The sequence below is a fragment of the Acidaminobacter hydrogenoformans DSM 2784 genome (genome assembly GCF_900103005.1).
In the GTDB taxonomy this organism is placed as follows: Bacteria; Bacillota; Clostridia; order Peptostreptococcales; family Acidaminobacteraceae; genus Acidaminobacter; species Acidaminobacter hydrogenoformans.
The window spans coordinates 1-14,599 of record NZ_FMWL01000003.1 but is presented as its reverse complement, the minus strand read 5'-3'; the positions used below and the strand labels follow the sequence as shown (position 1 = coordinate 14,599).

The following is a 14,599-nucleotide window of genomic DNA, read 5'->3' as shown; positions in this document are numbered from 1 at the left end:
ATGGCTGAGATTAAAAACATTTTATTTGCAGGCGTCGGTGGCCAGGGCATTATTCTGGCCAGTAAAATTCTCGCGGCGGGCCTCATCAACGCGGGCTATGATGTCAAAATGAGCGAAGTGCACGGCATGGCTCAGCGTGGCGGCAGTGTGACGACACAGGTACGCTACGGTGAAAAGGTGTATTCTCCAATCATCGGCAAAGGCCAGGCGGATCTTTTAGTCTCCTTCGAGAGTATGGAAGCTATGCGGTGGCTGGATTACATGAATCCAAACGGCAAAGTCGTCGTCAATGATCAAGAGCTTTGGTCTGCGCCTATTCTGATGGGTTCGGCGGACTATCCGGAGGGCGTTATTGACGCGATCCGCGAGCGTGCTGAAACGGTTGTGGTCAAGGCAGGCGAGATCGCAGCAGCCCTTGGCAATCCAAAGACCATGAACGTGGTGCTCGTTGGGACGCTGATCAGGGCTATGGGCCTTGAGGCGCTGGATTGGGACAAGGTGATCCGCGAAACGGTGAAACCGCAGTTTGTGGAGATCAACCTGAAGGCGCTGAAGGAAGGCATGGCTCAGTTTAAATAGTTTATAGAATCGGAGGCGAGGTAAGATGTCTGACATCTTTTCGCCTCCGATTTTTGTTGCCGGAGAGGTTGGCGGGATTGCATAGAGCTGTATATATACAGTTGTTATGCAAGGTTATATACATGTATACAAAATTGAGCGCCCAAGAAAAAAACTTTGTAAATCTTTCGAAAAACGGTTGATTATGCGCCAGAAAATGTTATAATTCAATCAATATATATGCAGAAGGGAGCATAATAATGAATAAAGATAAAGTAGTACTCGCATATTCCGGAGGGCTTGACACTTCCGTCATCCTCACATGGCTCAAGGAAACCTATGACATGGAGGTTATTGCAGTTTGCGTCGACGTCGGTCAAAAGGATGACTTCGAAGCTGTCAAGAAGAAAGCAATGGAAACAGGCGCGATCAAAGCTTATGTCGTCGACGTCAAGGAGGAGTTCGTTCAGGACTACCTGTTCCAGGGCATCAAATCCGGCGCCATTTATGAAGAAGATTATCTTATGGGTACAGCGTACGCCCGTCCGCTGATCGCGAAGAAGCTCGTCGAAGTGGCTGAGCTTGAGGGCGCGGTGGCCATTGCCCATGGCGCGACCGGAAAAGGCAACGACCAGGTGCGTTTTGAAGCGGGCATTAAGGCCCTCAACCCAAGACTTAAAATTATTGCGCCTTGGCGTTTCTGGAGCCTCAAATCCCGCGAAGACTGCATTGACTACGCGATTGAGCATGGGATCCCAATTCCTGTTACCAAAAAGGATATTTACTCCAGGGATGAGAACGTCTGGCATCTCAGCCATGAGGGCGGCAACCTCGAGAACCCTTGGAACGAGCATGATCCATCCATCTATAAGCTGACGGTCCAGCCTGAGAAGGCGCCGGATGCGCCAACTTTTGTGACTATAGGCTTTGAAGAGGGCGTTCCGGTGTCCCTGAACGGCGTCAAAAAAGGCGGACTTGATCTCGTTCTCGAGCTCAACGAAATCGCTGGCGCGAATGGCGTCGGTCTCATTGACATCGTTGAAAACCGACTGGTGGGCATGAAGTCCCGCGGGGTTTATGAAACACCGGCTGGCACAGTGCTTTATCAAGCGCACAAGGGCCTTGAGAAGCTGGTCCTCGACCGCGCGACCATGAGCTTCAAGCGCACAGTTGCCGCAAGATACTCTGAGCTGGTATATGACGGACTGCTCTTCTCACCGCTCAAGCTGGCGCTGGATGCTTTCATCAATGAAACCCAGAAGGTCGTCACTGGCGAAGTCAAAGTCAAACTTTACAAAGGCAACTGTATGGTGGTCGCTTCCAAATCTGACTTCACGCTTTACGACGAGCGCTATGTCACCTTTGGCGCGGATGACGTCTACAATCAGCAGGACGCGGAAGGCTTCATAAACCTGTTCACGCTGTCCCTTAAAATTGGCGCGATCAAGCGTCTTGAAGCTGAGGAAGCCGGCAAACTGGAACATGAAGATAAAGGAGAAATTGTATTCGTATGAAGCTTTGGTCAGGTCGATTCGAGTCCGGAACCAGCCAATTGATGGACGCGTTCAATAACTCCATTCAGTTTGATCATAGAATGTACAAGGAAGACCTCTCGGGCAGCCTGGCACATGCCAAGATGCTTGCGAAAATGGGCATTCTTACAGAGGACGAGCTCAAGGCGCTCGTCCTCGCGCTGAAGGAAATTGAGGCAGAAATCGAGCTTGGTTCTTTCAAGTTCAAAATTGAAGATGAAGATCTTCACATGGCGGTTGAAAAGCGGTTGACGGAGAAACTCGGCGATCTCGGCAAAAAAATACACACCGCAAGATCCAGGAACGATCAAGTCGCCCTGGATTTTCGGCTGTATGTACGCCGGGAATGCCAGACGATCCAGGAGCTCATCCGCGAGCTGATGAGCGTTCTGGTGGAGCATGCCGCCGTTACAACCGACGTCATTATGCCGGGCTATACTCACATGCAGAAGGCGCAGCCTGTCCGCCTGGCGTATCACCTACTGGCATACTTTGAAATGCTGAAGCGCGACGTGTCCAGGTTTGAGGACGCTTACGAGCGCATGTCGCTGTCTCCCCTTGGGGCAGGCGCCCTTGCTGGAACCAGCTATGAGAGCGACCGCTTTCTGACAGCAGAAGCACTCGGCTTTTCAGGGCCCTCCGAGAACGCAATGGACAGTGTGGCAGACCGGGATTTCGCCATTGAATTTCTGAGTGCCAGCGCCATCACCATGATGCACCTCAGCAGACTGGCGGAGGAGTTCGTCATCTGGAGTACTGGAGAGTTTGCTTTTATTGAAATTGGAGACGCTTACGCAACGGGCAGCAGCATTATGCCACAGAAGAAAAATCCGGATGCTGCAGAGCTTATTCGCGGCAAGAGCGGAAGGGTCTACGGCGACCTTATGGCCCTCCTGACTGTGATGAAGGGCCTTCCTATGGCTTACAACAAAGACATGCAGGAAGACAAGGAGCCGGTCTTTGACGCTGGAGACACGGTGAAGCTTTGCCTGACTGTTTTCGCGGATATGCTCCGGCATACCACCTTCAAGCCAGAGGTCATGCTGCACCAGTGCAAGCAGGGCTTCCTGAACGCGACAGATCTGGCGGATTATCTGGTCAAGAAAGGCCTGCCGTTCAGAGATGCCCATGAGGTTTCAGGCAAGCTGGTGGCGTATGCCATCCGGGAGAAGAAGATTCTCGAGACCCTTTCCCTTGAGGAAATGCAGACGGTTTCCAATTTGATTGGAGAAGACGTTTACGAGGCCATTGACATTGAGCGCTGCGTGGAAAACAAGAAGTCCTATGGCTCCACGTCCCTGGACAGCGTCAACAGGATGCTTGAGCTCGCGAAGGCGTACCTGAAGGCGTAACGGTCCGGAAACACCAAGTATTTTTCTGTTTTCTATGGACATTGGCTTCTAATTGGGTTACAATGGCGAAGATTTGAGTATAAAACCATCGGCAAAAAACCGACCTGCAGCGTGGGTTCAAAAAGCGGCGTTTGTCACAGATACGCGAAGCTTAAGGACCAAAGCTGCAGGCACGGTTATGTCCGGGGATCCTCCGTGAAGGAACGGAGCAGTACCACCAGCGCAGATCTGGCCTGACTGAGAGCGGGCCAAGGGGAACGGAGATTCTGTCCCGCCGGGAGCGGGTCCATACAAAATCGATCGATACCATAAATCTGCCTCGTCGGAAATGTATCTGACAATTAATGGAAAAAAACATTGAGGAGAGGTGGCATCATGAAGGGATTTCTGGTCTTAAAGGACGGAAGTCGGTATGAAGGTGAGCTCTTTGGGGCTCTTTTTTCGCGTGTAGGGGAAGTGGTATTCAACACCAGCATGACAGGGTATCAGGAGGTGTTGACGGATCCTTCCTATTTTGGACAGATCGTGGTCATGACTTATCCGCTGATTGGCAACTATGGCGTGCATCCAGATGATGAGCAGTCCGAGCGGCCTATGGTCCGGGGCATGATTGTGAGGGAAAAAGTGGATGACTATTCGCACTGGAGAGGGAATGAAAGTTTAGATGCTTACATGACCCGCCATGGCATTATAGGAATCTCAGGGATTGACACCCGGGCACTGACGCGGAAGCTGCGCAGCCAGGGGACGCTGCCGGGGATTATAGTTTCGGAGGTCAGTGATCTCGACGAGGCCCAGGCACTGCTGGCGGGCTATGATATCAAGGGCTACGTGGATGAAGTCACCACGAAGAAGCCTTATGTCATCAAGCCCAAAAAGGCGAGTGGTTTAAGAGCGGCAGTCATGGATTTTGGGATCAAGCGCGGCATCCTGAAATCGCTGGTGGCGCGAGGGGTCGAACTGCATGTTTTCCCGGCGAGGGCTACGGCGGAGGAGATCCTTTCCTGCAGTCCGGACGGCATCCTGCTGTCCAATGGCCCTGGGGATCCGTCAGAGCTTGGTGAAATTGTGGAAGTTGTGAAATCGCTTATTGGTAAGAAACCCATCTTTGGGATCTGCCTGGGCCATCAGATTCTGACGCACGCCTTTGGAGGCAAGACGGAAAAGCTGGTCTATGGACACAGGGGCGGCAATCACCCGGTGAAGGACCTGATTCACAACCATATTGTCATCACGGCTCAGAACCATGGGTATGTGACGGTGGCGTCTTCGCTTGACGCGTCGCAGATCGAAATCACTCACATCAATGTCAATGACGGCAGTGTGGAGGGCATGCGCCACAAGCATCTGCCGGTTTTCAGCGTACAGTACCATCCTGAAGCATCACCGGGCCCGCGGGATTCGGACCTGCTGTTTGACCAGTTCGTGACCATGATGAAGGAGGCCAAATAATGAAGAAGCATATGTTTAAAAAAGTCCTCGTTATTGGCTCAGGACCTATCATCATAGGTCAAGGGGCAGAGTTCGACTATTCCGGGACGCAGGCCTGCAAGGTCCTGAAGGAAGAGGGCGTTGAGGTGGTCCTGGTCAACTCGAACCCTGCGACTATTATGACGGATCCAACGGTTGCGGATCATGTCTACATGGAGCCTATGACCCCGGAATTCCTGGAAAAGATTATAGAAAAGGAACGCCCGGAGGCCATGATTGCCGGCATGGGCGGTCAGACGGCCCTCAACCTGTCCATGGAGCTGTGGAAGCGGGGCGTGCTTGAAAAGTATAATGTTGAGGTCATTGGGACATCCCTGAAGTCCATTGAGACCTCGGAGGACCGGGAAGATTTCAGGGCAGCCATGGAAGCCATTGGACAGCCTTGTATAGAAAGTTATATCGCAGAGGACGTCGAGTCTGCTGTCACCCAGGCCCATCAGATTGGACTGCCGGTCATCATTCGTCCTGCGTTTACCCTTGGCGGTACTGGCGGCGGCATTGCGAACACCGAGGCTGAGGTCAGGGAAATTGCCCGTCGCGGAATTGATTTCAGCATTGCGGGACAGGTGCTGGTTGAAAAGTCTATCAAGGGCTGGAAGGAAATTGAGTACGAGATGATCCGGGACAACAGCGGCAACGTGATCGCGGTCTGCAACATGGAAAACTTTGACCCGGTGGGCGTCCACACAGGGGACAGTATTGTTGTGGCACCGTCCCAGACGCTGAATGATTTAGAGTATCAGATGCTCAGAAGGGCCTCCATTGACATAGTCAACGCCCTGGAGATCCGAGGCGGCTGCAATGTGCAGCTGGCGCTGGATCCAAGGAGCGACCGTTATTTTGTCATTGAGGTCAACCCGCGGGTCAGCCGCTCCTCGGCGCTGGCTTCCAAGGCGACGGGGTATCCCATTGCCAAGGTGGCGACCAGGATTGCCTTAGGCTACGACCTGGATGAAATCGTCAACGATATTACCGGCAAAACCAAAGCGTGCTTTGAGCCGACTCTGGATTACGTGGTTGTTAAAATTCCAAAGTGGCCTTTTGACAAGTTCAAAGAAGCGAGTAAAGTCCTGGGGACCATGATGATGGCTACCGGCGAGGTTATGGCGATTGCCGGAAGCTTTGAGGCGGCGCTGCTGAAGGCGGTGCGTTCCCTTGAAATTAATCTGTTCAACCTGAAGCTGCCTGTCTCGGACGCCATGAGCACAGAGGCTTTGGTGGACAGGGTCATCAACGGGGACGACATGCGGCTGTTCTTTATCACTGAGCTCATGCGCAGAGGCACGACCGTGGCGGCGCTTCAGGAAATGACTGGTATTGACCCGTTCTTCCTCAGCAAGGTACAGCGCCTGGTAGCCCTGGAAGAGCGCATACGCGGCAAGGCCATCAATGCCCTGGATTCCCAGCTCCTCATGGAACTCAAGCGCTATGGCTTCGCTGACAAGGGCATCAGCCGCCTGATGAAGGATACTTCCGCGGACAAGATCTACGATCTCAGAAAAGTGTACAATATCATGCCTTCCTATAAGATGGTCGACACCTGCGCCAGCGAGTTCGAGGCGACCTCACCTTATTACTACTCCATGTACGGCGGCGAGGATGAAGTTGAGGTCAGTGACCGTAAAAAGGTCATTGTCATAGGCTCCGGCCCAATCCGCATTGGTCAGGGTGTGGAGTTCGACTACTGCTCGGTCCATGGTGTCCTGGCCCTTAAGAATCTGGGCTACGAGGCTATCATAGTCAACAATAACCCTGAGACAGTCAGCACGGACTTCGATCTCTCGGACAAGCTTTACTTTGAACCCATCACAGAAGAGGACATCCTGAGCATTGTCGACAAGGAGAAGCCGGTGGGCGTCATTCTCCAGTATGGCGGCCAGACGGCCATCAAGCTGGCGCGTTTTATTTCAGAAGCTGGCATCCCAATTCTGGGGACGTCCTTTGAAGCCGTCCATAACGCGGAGGACCGGGAATGCTTCAACCAGATCTTGATTCAAGAGGGCATTCCAAGCCCGCTTGGCTACGGCGTTTCCAGTGTTGCCGATGGTATGTCGCAAGCAAAAAGCCTCGGCTTCCCCCTCCTGGTCCGACCAAGCTACGTCATAGGCGGCCTCGGTATGGAAATCGTCCATGACAACGAATCCCTGGAGCGCTATTTGTTTGGCGCCTTCGAACGGGAACCCAAAAGCACGGTGTTGATCGACCAGTACATCAACGGTCTTGAAGTCGAAGTCGACGCGATCTCGGACGGCGAGAACGTCATCATTCCAGGCATCATGGAGCACCTCGAGCGTGCAGGCGTCCACAGCGGTGACAGCATATCCATCTATCCGGCGCCAAGCATCAGCAGTCAGATGAAGGGTCAGATCGTGGTCACCACTCGACGTATAGCGCAGGCACTGAAAATTGTAGGCCTTCTCAACATCCAGTTCATTGTCGAAAAAAATAAGCTTTATGTTATTGAAGTCAACCCGCGCGCCTCCCGCACTGTGCCGTTCCTCAGCAAGGTCACCGGGGTGCCTATGATCGAGCTGTCCACCCGCTGCATGCTGGGCGAAACTGTCAACAGCATGGAATACCCAACGGGCCTTTATCCGGAGCGAGAGATTTATGCGGTTAAGCATCCAGTCTTCTCCATGGAGAAGATTCCGTTTGCGGATTCTGCCCTTGGTCCAGAGATGAAGTCGACAGGGGAAGTGCTCTGCATGGACGCGAAGCTGGAGCATGCCCTTTATAAAGGCTTTGTGGCTTCGAGCGGCACACTCAGGGGCCTCAGCGCTAAAGGCGCGAAGCGGGCTCAGGATGCGGCTGCGGCAGGTGAGGCGGCTGATGGCGAAGTGATCACCGAGCGGGTCTTCCTCTCTATTGCAGACGCCTTCAAAGAGCCTGCACTGCCGCTGGCAGGAAAGCTGGCGGAGCTTGGCTATGAGATTGTGGCCACCTCTGGCACAGCGCAAGCCATTCGAGATGCGTTCCCGGCGGCAAAGGTCATAGATGCCGGTACAGAGGATGAAGCCCTGACCTGGCTGACCAGGGAGAAAATCTCCTTCAGCGTGATTTTGCCAACAGTGGGCAAAGTTAAAGAGAAGCAGGGCTTCCGCATGCGCCGCAGGGCTGTGGAAAACAAGGTTATTTGCCTGACGGCTTTTGACACTTTCTCAGCGGTGGTACTGCTGCTTGAAAAAGGGATTGACGATCAAAGCGTGAATGTGCACATGGCGTATTCGTAGTATGCCGTTATAATTACAGTATTTTATGGAGGAAGGCCCTGGGGCCTTCTTTCTTTTTCTCCCGGAGAATAAAAATTTGAAATATGTCGCTCATCTTCATATTCTCTTCAAATTTGAGTTGTATACTTAGACCATAGAAACAAGCTGACCCGCACTATGGAGGTCGAGACTTTTGAAGGAGGAAACAAAAATGAAAAAAATCTTATTGTCACTCTCGCTTATACTCGTCCTGGCACTCGGCTCTGTAGCCGTCTTTGCGGATGATGCGAAACCAACGGTTGAATTCAAAAGCAATATTGAAATCCTGGCAGAGATTATTGACGTAGACGAAGAGGATGTTCTGGAGGCTTTAAGAGCGGGTAAATCCCTCAGCGTTCAGGCTCAAGACGCAGATAAATTTGATGAATTCGTCGATGCCATCAAAGAAAACAGAGCCTTGAGAATTGATGCGCTGGTAGAAAGTGGCAGATTGACCAAGGAACGCGCTGAAGTCATGAAAACCTTTATGGAAAACCACGACTGCACTGGCACACAGCAATTCGCTATGAGAAACGCGCTTAACAATGGTGAGCGCTTTGGCCTTGGCAGCGGCAGAGCGAATGGCGGTCAGGGACTGGGACAAACCGAAGGGTTTGACAGGGAACGGCCTAATGGCGAAGCGGCAGGTCTTGGTCAGGGCTTTGGTCCTGCTAACGGCGGACGCGGCGGCATGATGCGCGGCGGCTTTGGACAAGGCGGACAAGGCTTTGGCGGCGCGTGCTTCCAAGGGACAACAGACGCACAGTAGATTTAAACCTTGTACCTTCAGAGAAATGGAGGGAAACGGAGCCTGCTGATGGCGCCAGTCTCGCCATTTTCTCTGGCCATGAAGAACGACAAAAAAAGAAGTCTCAACCGGATTATTGCTTGCCGGTTGAGACTTCTTTTCATTTTTGCTTGTCTGATTACTTAATAAAAATTTCCTTACGATCTGTACTCTCCATTAATCTTGACATACTCATAAGTCAGGTCACAGCCCCAGGCCTCAGCAGAAGCTTCGCCTTCGCCCAGCTGGGCTACAATGTCTATGGTGTCGGATTCCAGGATTTTGAGCGCTTTATCCTCATCAAAGATCAGACCAGCGCCTTTCTCCATAAGCTGAATACTGCCAAATTCACTTTCAAAATAAAGGTCCACAAGGTCCGGGTTAAACATGCCGCCCGCGTAACCCATGGCACAGAGGACCCGGCCCCAGTTGGCGTCCCGGCCAAAGATTGCTGCTTTAACAAGGGAAGAGGTCGTGACGCTTCTGGCGAGGAGACGCGCGTCTTTTTCCGTCCTCGCGCCGTTGATTTTGACCTGGATCAGCTTGGAAGCGCCCTCGCCATCCTTGGCAATCAGCTTGGCCAGGGTTTTTTGAAGGTCAATGAAAGCCTCTTTGAAGACTTCATAATCCTTGGTGCCTGGCTTAAGCGGCGGATTGCCGGCCTCACAGGAGCTCAGTGCCAGGGACATGTCGTTGGTTGAGGTATCGCCATCTACAGAAATCATATTGAAGGTCACATCCGTAGATTCCTTTTGAAGCGTCTGGAAGACTTCCTTTTCAATGTTGGCATCTGTCAGGGTAACCCCTAACATAGTGGCCATATTAGGGTGAATCATCCCGCTGCCTTTTGAGAAACCAACAATTTGTACAGTGACGCCAGACTCTGGGAGTGCTACTGATTTAGCAGACAGCTTTCTGAAGGTGTCTGTTGTCATAATCCCTTCTGCGGCTTCCACCAATCCGTCCGACTTTAACATAGGTATGGCCTTTTCAATCCCGGACTCCAATTTTTCAATTGGAAGAGGGACGCCAATGACACCAGTGGAAGAGACAATGACAGAGGATGGGTCGACGCCCAGCAGCTCGCCGGTTTTGACGGTGGTGCGCTTTGCGTCGTCAAGGCCGCGCTGGCCATTGCAAGCGTTGGCGTTTCCGCTGTTTATGACGACAGCGTGAACCAGCGGCTGCTTCATATTTTCCTGAGAGACTATGACCGGGGCTGCCTTAGAAAGATTAGTCGTAAAGACCGCTGCTGCCACAGCGCCCTTTTCACAAGTGATTAACGTCAAATCTTTGTTTTCCTTCTTAATGCCGCAAAAGAGGGCGCAGGCCTTAAACCCTGGGACGCTGACTGCTTCTGGTGTTAGATCGTTTTTCATAAAAAGCCTCCTTGGACTGGTTTAGATGATTTCTTGATATTTTAAAATGTGCACTGTGGGTGTTTTGATTGAGCTTATGGATAAAGCGCCATCATTTTCAAACCAGCGGTTTCTTCAAACCCAAACATCAGGTTGAAATTGTGCACCGCTTGGCCGCTGGCCCCTTTGACCAGGTTGTCAATGACGCCCATGGCCACCAGTGTGCTTGTTTCTTCGTCAATGGTGACCCAAACATCACAGAAATTGCTGCCTCTGACATTGCGGGTTTCTGGCTGCGAATCCAAAACTCTGACGAAAGGCGCATCCTTGTAAAATTCTTTATAGTAATCCAAAATGGAGGCCTTCGCCCACTCCAGCTTTTCGGGCTTCACAGCCGCATAGACGGTGGACTCGATCCCACGGCTCATAGGTACAATTGACGGTGAAAACAGGAGGCCAACCTTTCCGCCCGCCGCGATCGCCATTTCCTGGGCGATTTCAGCCGTGTGACGGTGTTTCCCGGTTTTGTAAGGCCGTACCGTTTCAGCCACCTCAGTGAACAGGGATGCGACGGCAGCCGTTTTACCCGCGCCGCTCATCCCGGATTTCGAATCCGCGACGATCCGGTCTGTCTCCACCACACCGGCTTTCAACGCCGGAAGCATAGCCAGCAGAATAGAAGTCGGATAGCAGCCGGGATTGCCGATAGTCTTGCTGCCCACAATCTGATCTTTGTTAAACTCCGGAAGCCCATACACAAAACGGTCCAGATATTCAGGACACGTATGGTCACCATACCATTTCTCATATTCTTTGACGTCGTGAATCCTGAAGTCGGCGCCCAAGTCAATAATGCCAACGTCCGGTTCGTTTTCTATTAAATGCTGGGCATAAGGCATTGAAGCGCCATGTGGCAACGCGAGAAATACAGCCCCAATAGCGTTCTCTTTGACGAAATTGGTTTCGATCAAGTCAGCGGCCGGCAGAAGCGTATCATCCACACGGCCTTTAAAAGCTGGATTCAAGTCAGAGTAACGCGCGCCAGCGGTTGACGAGGCCATCAAAAAGAGCTTGTCCACCTCCGGATGCAGCAGCAGCAGTGAGACCAGCTGCTGGCCGGCGTAGCCCGAAGCGCCTACGATACATACATTCATAATAAAACCTCCATAAAATGTTTGAGGATAATTATACACAATTTATTCGAATAATTCAAGTGCGGCTATTATAATTATGCTTGTTTTGAGCCGCACTCAAGGTAAGGGGGCATCCATAAAAAGTTGTCGGGTGACTATGTCGCTGCAGGCCTGTAAGGCTGAACTCAGAAAGCTGTCAAACTTGGGAAGGCACTTGTTGTTATTGTCCCTAAGAAGGACCTCCAATTCAAGGAATACTTAAAAAATTCAAAAAATATGATACAATATTAAAAGAGCTGATATTATCCGGTTTTGACTTCCCCTTTTATGAGATTGTCCCAAAATCAACGGGTTTTGGCTTGTTTGAAGGGGCGAAAACAGGCTGACGCAGATGGCTGGAGTTCTGCAATTTTCTTATAATCAGATTTTGAGAGGGGCGAAAAAGGGCGTGGTGGTGGGTGTGGTTTTTGGTGACCATCGGCACAAAAAGCGCCAGTGATTTTATAAAATGCTCCGCATAAAAAAGTGACAACGTCGTAATTAAAAATTGAAACTATATACATTTTTGTGTATAATGTATGTAAAATTGCAAAAAATATAGAGGAGGTTAAAAGATGTCTGCATTTGTATCTGCACTCGTCGAATCCATACCCTACATTCAAAAGTTTCGGGATAAGACTGTCGTGATCAAGCTTGGCGGAAGCCTGGCGGATTCACCTGAAGGAAGGCGCTCTATCCTGCAGGATATTGTACTGCTCAGCTTAGTCGGGATGAAAATTGTGTTGGTTCACGGCGGCGGCAAAGAAATCAGCAAACGGCTGGACCGGATGGGCATAGAGAGTGAATTCATAGGCGGCTACAGAGTCACGGGGGATGCCGCGATCACAGAGGTGGAAATGGTCCTGACCGGACGGATCAACACGGAGCTTACCTTAATGCTGAACAATGGCGGCATAAAGGCAGTCGGGATCAGCGGCAAGGACGGCGGCTGGCTGGAAGCGACGCCAAAGCAGGTGGGAGAAGGGGATATAGGCCATGTGGGCGAGGTTTCCAACGTCGACCCAACCCTGATCAATCTGCTCATGACAGGGGGCTATACGCCAATTATTTCGCCAATAGGCCATGACAAAGACGGCAAGACCTTCAACATCAATGCGGATGACGTCGCTTCCGCGGTCGCGGTCGCGGTGGGCGCGGAGAAGCTCATCCTGATGACGGATGTCAACGGCGTCTATAAAAACTTTCCGGATCCGGCCAGCTTCGTCAGCAAGCTGGGTCTTGCGGAAGCCAAGGAAATTCTTGAAACGGTCAAAGGCGGCATGATTCCAAAACTGACCTGTGCCATAAACGCTATCGAGCAGGGCGTTCATACCGTGCACCTGCTGAATGGCTCCACGCCTCACAGTCTGTTGGTGGAGGTCTTTTCGGACAGTGGCATAGGGACTATGATTGAACGGTAATAAGAGCTGTGGTTTGAGCTCAAGTCTGAGAGCGGGTAAATTCCGAATGGAATTGAGTGAAATAAAGTGAAATGGAATAGGCTAATAGAATTTGAAAGGAGATTATTATGGAAAATCAAACTAAAGAAATGAACCAAGCAGAAAATACGAGCGCGGCGCAAGGCCTTGATGCCTGCAAAGCTGCGGTTATGCCAACCTACGGCAGATTTGACGTCATCTTCGAAAAAGGTCAGGGCGCTATGCTCTGGGACACAAAAGGCGAGACTTACCTGGATTTTGTCAGCGGTGTCGCCGTCAACGCCCTGGGACACGGCAATCCTGAACTTGCGGCTGTGATTTCTGAGCAAGCTGCCAAACTGATGCATATCAGCAACCTTTACTGGAACGAACCACAGCTGAAGCTCGCGAAAAACCTGATTGACCTCTCAGAGGGCGCGCTCCAGGACGTGTTTTTCTGCAACAGCGGGACTGAGGCGCTTGAAGGCGCTATAAAGCTTGCGAGAAAATATGGCAAAAAGCGCGACGCTGTCAAAGTGGCGCATTTGTCCCACAGCTTCCATGGCCGTACGATGGGTGCCCTTTCGGTGACGGGACAGCCAAAATACCAAGCACCGTTCATGCCTCTTATTCCAGAAGTTTACGAGTTTCCGGCCAATGATATTGAAGCCCTAAAGAATCTCGACAGCAGCTACTGCGGCTTCCTGGTCGAGCCTATTCAGGGGGAAGGCGGCGTCAACCCAATTTCAAATGAGTACCTCGAAGCCCTTAGAGCCAAATGTGACGCCCTGGACATAGTGCTGATCTTTGATGAGGTTCAGACCGGTATTGGGCGCCTTGGTACTTTCTATGCCCATCAGTCTACCAGCATAAAGCCGGATGTCGTTTGCCTGGCGAAGGGTCTTGGCTGTGGGTTCCCTATTGGCGCTTTTATCGCATCAAAAAAAGTAAGTGTACTCACCGCCGGCGAGCATGGCTCGACTTTTGGCGGCAATCCGCTTGCGACCGCTGTCGCGCTGAAAGGTGTCGAAATTATATCTTCGCCTGATTTCCTAGCCCAGGTAAAAGAAAAGTCGCAAAAGATCATTCAAAAACTTCAAGCTTTAACCGATGGTCACACCATCAAAAGCATCAAAGGCAAGGGTCTTTTGATTGGGATCGAGCTTGGTGTCGATGTAAAATCATTTAACACCCTCGCGTTTGATCATAAATTATTGCTGATCCCAGCGGGTGAAAACGTCATTCGCGTGCTTCCACCGCTGAATGTCACAGACGAAGAAATTAACCTTTTCTTCAGCAAATTGGAAGTGATTTTGGAAGCTTTAAAGGAAGACAAGATCGCAAAGTAGGTTGACATAAAATTGATGCGTGTGTAAACAAAAATCAGAAAATTAGAATTTCTTTCAAAGGGTTGACATGGCTTAGTTTCTTGGGTAATATGGAGAAGTCGTCGCGAACAAGTAAAGATTTAAAATGACTTGACTTGACAAAAACGCGGTGATAAACTGAAGAAGTCACTTGAGATATTGAATCGCGAAAAACGGTTCGAAAGTGACGCTAAACAGTCTTCATTCGATCCTTGAAAACTAAACAGTGTACAACCCAAAATTCTGAAATAAATGTCGGTTCTGCTTGGAACCGGCGAAGTGATTTCTGATTATGGAAATAATGCAGAGGTCAGTG

Annotated in this window: 10 protein-coding genes; 8 read left to right on the top strand and 2 right to left on the bottom strand. The window is 51.0% G+C overall.

Going from position 1 to position 14,599, the window contains the following annotated elements; translation table 11 throughout:
* The 6 genes from BLP63_RS03825 (at window position 1) to BLP63_RS03800 (ending at window position 8,950) form a co-directional block, all read left to right on the top strand.
* On the top strand, window positions 1-579 hold the full coding sequence (locus BLP63_RS03825) for an indolepyruvate oxidoreductase subunit beta (protein WP_092589581.1): 579 nt from the start codon (window positions 1-3) through the stop codon (window positions 577-579).
* Window positions 580-818: 239 nt separating this feature from the next.
* Window positions 819-2,072 (top strand): argininosuccinate synthase, encoded by a 1,254-nt coding sequence (locus tag BLP63_RS03820; RefSeq protein WP_092589580.1) that lies wholly within the window; start codon window positions 819-821, stop codon window positions 2,070-2,072.
* Window positions 2,069-3,442, top strand: a complete 1,374-nt coding sequence (gene argH, locus BLP63_RS03815) for an argininosuccinate lyase (protein WP_092589579.1) — start codon at window positions 2,069-2,071, stop codon at window positions 3,440-3,442. Before BLP63_RS03820 ends, argH begins: the two co-directional genes overlap by 4 nt.
* A gap of 375 nt (window positions 3,443-3,817) precedes the next feature.
* Complete coding sequence (gene carA, locus BLP63_RS03810) at window positions 3,818-4,894, top strand: glutamine-hydrolyzing carbamoyl-phosphate synthase small subunit (protein ID WP_092589578.1); 1,077 nt, start codon at window positions 3,818-3,820, stop codon at window positions 4,892-4,894.
* Complete coding sequence (carB, locus tag BLP63_RS03805; RefSeq protein WP_408605857.1) at window positions 4,891-8,163, top strand: carbamoyl-phosphate synthase large subunit; 3,273 nt, start codon at window positions 4,891-4,893, stop codon at window positions 8,161-8,163. Before carA ends, carB begins: the two co-directional genes overlap by 4 nt.
* Before the next feature lie 190 nt (window positions 8,164-8,353).
* Window positions 8,354-8,950 (top strand): hypothetical protein, encoded by a 597-nt coding sequence (locus BLP63_RS03800; RefSeq protein ID WP_139159769.1) that lies wholly within the window; start codon window positions 8,354-8,356, stop codon window positions 8,948-8,950.
* A gap of 176 nt (window positions 8,951-9,126) precedes the next feature.
* Here the strand turns inward: BLP63_RS03800 and argJ are convergent, their stop codons facing one another.
* The gene (gene argJ / locus BLP63_RS03795) at window positions 9,127-10,347 is read right to left on the bottom strand and encodes a bifunctional glutamate N-acetyltransferase/amino-acid acetyltransferase ArgJ (RefSeq protein WP_092589575.1); all 1,221 of its coding nucleotides are present in this window, start codon (window positions 10,345-10,347) and stop codon (window positions 9,127-9,129) included.
* A gap of 74 nt (window positions 10,348-10,421) precedes the next feature.
* On the bottom strand, window positions 10,422-11,480 hold the full coding sequence (gene argC / locus BLP63_RS03790; RefSeq protein ID WP_092589574.1) for an N-acetyl-gamma-glutamyl-phosphate reductase: 1,059 nt from the start codon (window positions 11,478-11,480) through the stop codon (window positions 10,422-10,424).
* Between the two features lie 593 nt (window positions 11,481-12,073).
* On the opposite strand from argC, the gene argB reads away from it, so the two are divergent.
* Complete coding sequence (gene argB, locus BLP63_RS03785) at window positions 12,074-12,919, top strand: acetylglutamate kinase (RefSeq protein ID WP_092589573.1); 846 nt, start codon at window positions 12,074-12,076, stop codon at window positions 12,917-12,919.
* Between the two features lie 107 nt (window positions 12,920-13,026).
* Window positions 13,027-14,265 carry an aspartate aminotransferase family protein gene (locus BLP63_RS03780; protein ID WP_242870780.1) on the top strand — a complete coding sequence of 413 codons (1,239 nt, stop codon included), beginning with the start codon at window positions 13,027-13,029 and terminating at the stop codon, window positions 14,263-14,265.
* Window positions 14,266-14,599 lie beyond the last annotated feature (334 nt).

Excerpts from the sequence above, each read along its gene's own strand:
- BLP63_RS03780 (WP_242870780.1), top strand. The coding sequence starts at position 13,027 with ATGGAAAATCAAACTAAAGAAATGAACCAAGCAGAAAATACGAGCGCG.
- argJ (WP_092589575.1), bottom strand. The coding sequence starts at position 10,347 with ATGAAAAACGATCTAACACCAGAAGCAGTCAGCGTCCCAGGGTTTAAG.
- BLP63_RS03820 (WP_092589580.1), top strand. The coding sequence starts at position 819 with ATGAATAAAGATAAAGTAGTACTCGCATATTCCGGAGGGCTTGACACT.
- carA (WP_092589578.1), top strand. The coding sequence starts at position 3,818 with ATGAAGGGATTTCTGGTCTTAAAGGACGGAAGTCGGTATGAAGGTGAG.
- BLP63_RS03825 (WP_092589581.1), top strand. The coding sequence starts at position 1 with ATGGCTGAGATTAAAAACATTTTATTTGCAGGCGTCGGTGGCCAGGGC.
- BLP63_RS03800 (WP_139159769.1), top strand. The coding sequence starts at position 8,354 with ATGAAAAAAATCTTATTGTCACTCTCGCTTATACTCGTCCTGGCACTC.
- argB (WP_092589573.1), top strand. The coding sequence starts at position 12,074 with ATGTCTGCATTTGTATCTGCACTCGTCGAATCCATACCCTACATTCAA.
- argH (WP_092589579.1), top strand. The coding sequence starts at position 2,069 with ATGAAGCTTTGGTCAGGTCGATTCGAGTCCGGAACCAGCCAATTGATG.
- argC (WP_092589574.1), bottom strand. The coding sequence starts at position 11,480 with ATGAATGTATGTATCGTAGGCGCTTCGGGCTACGCCGGCCAGCAGCTG.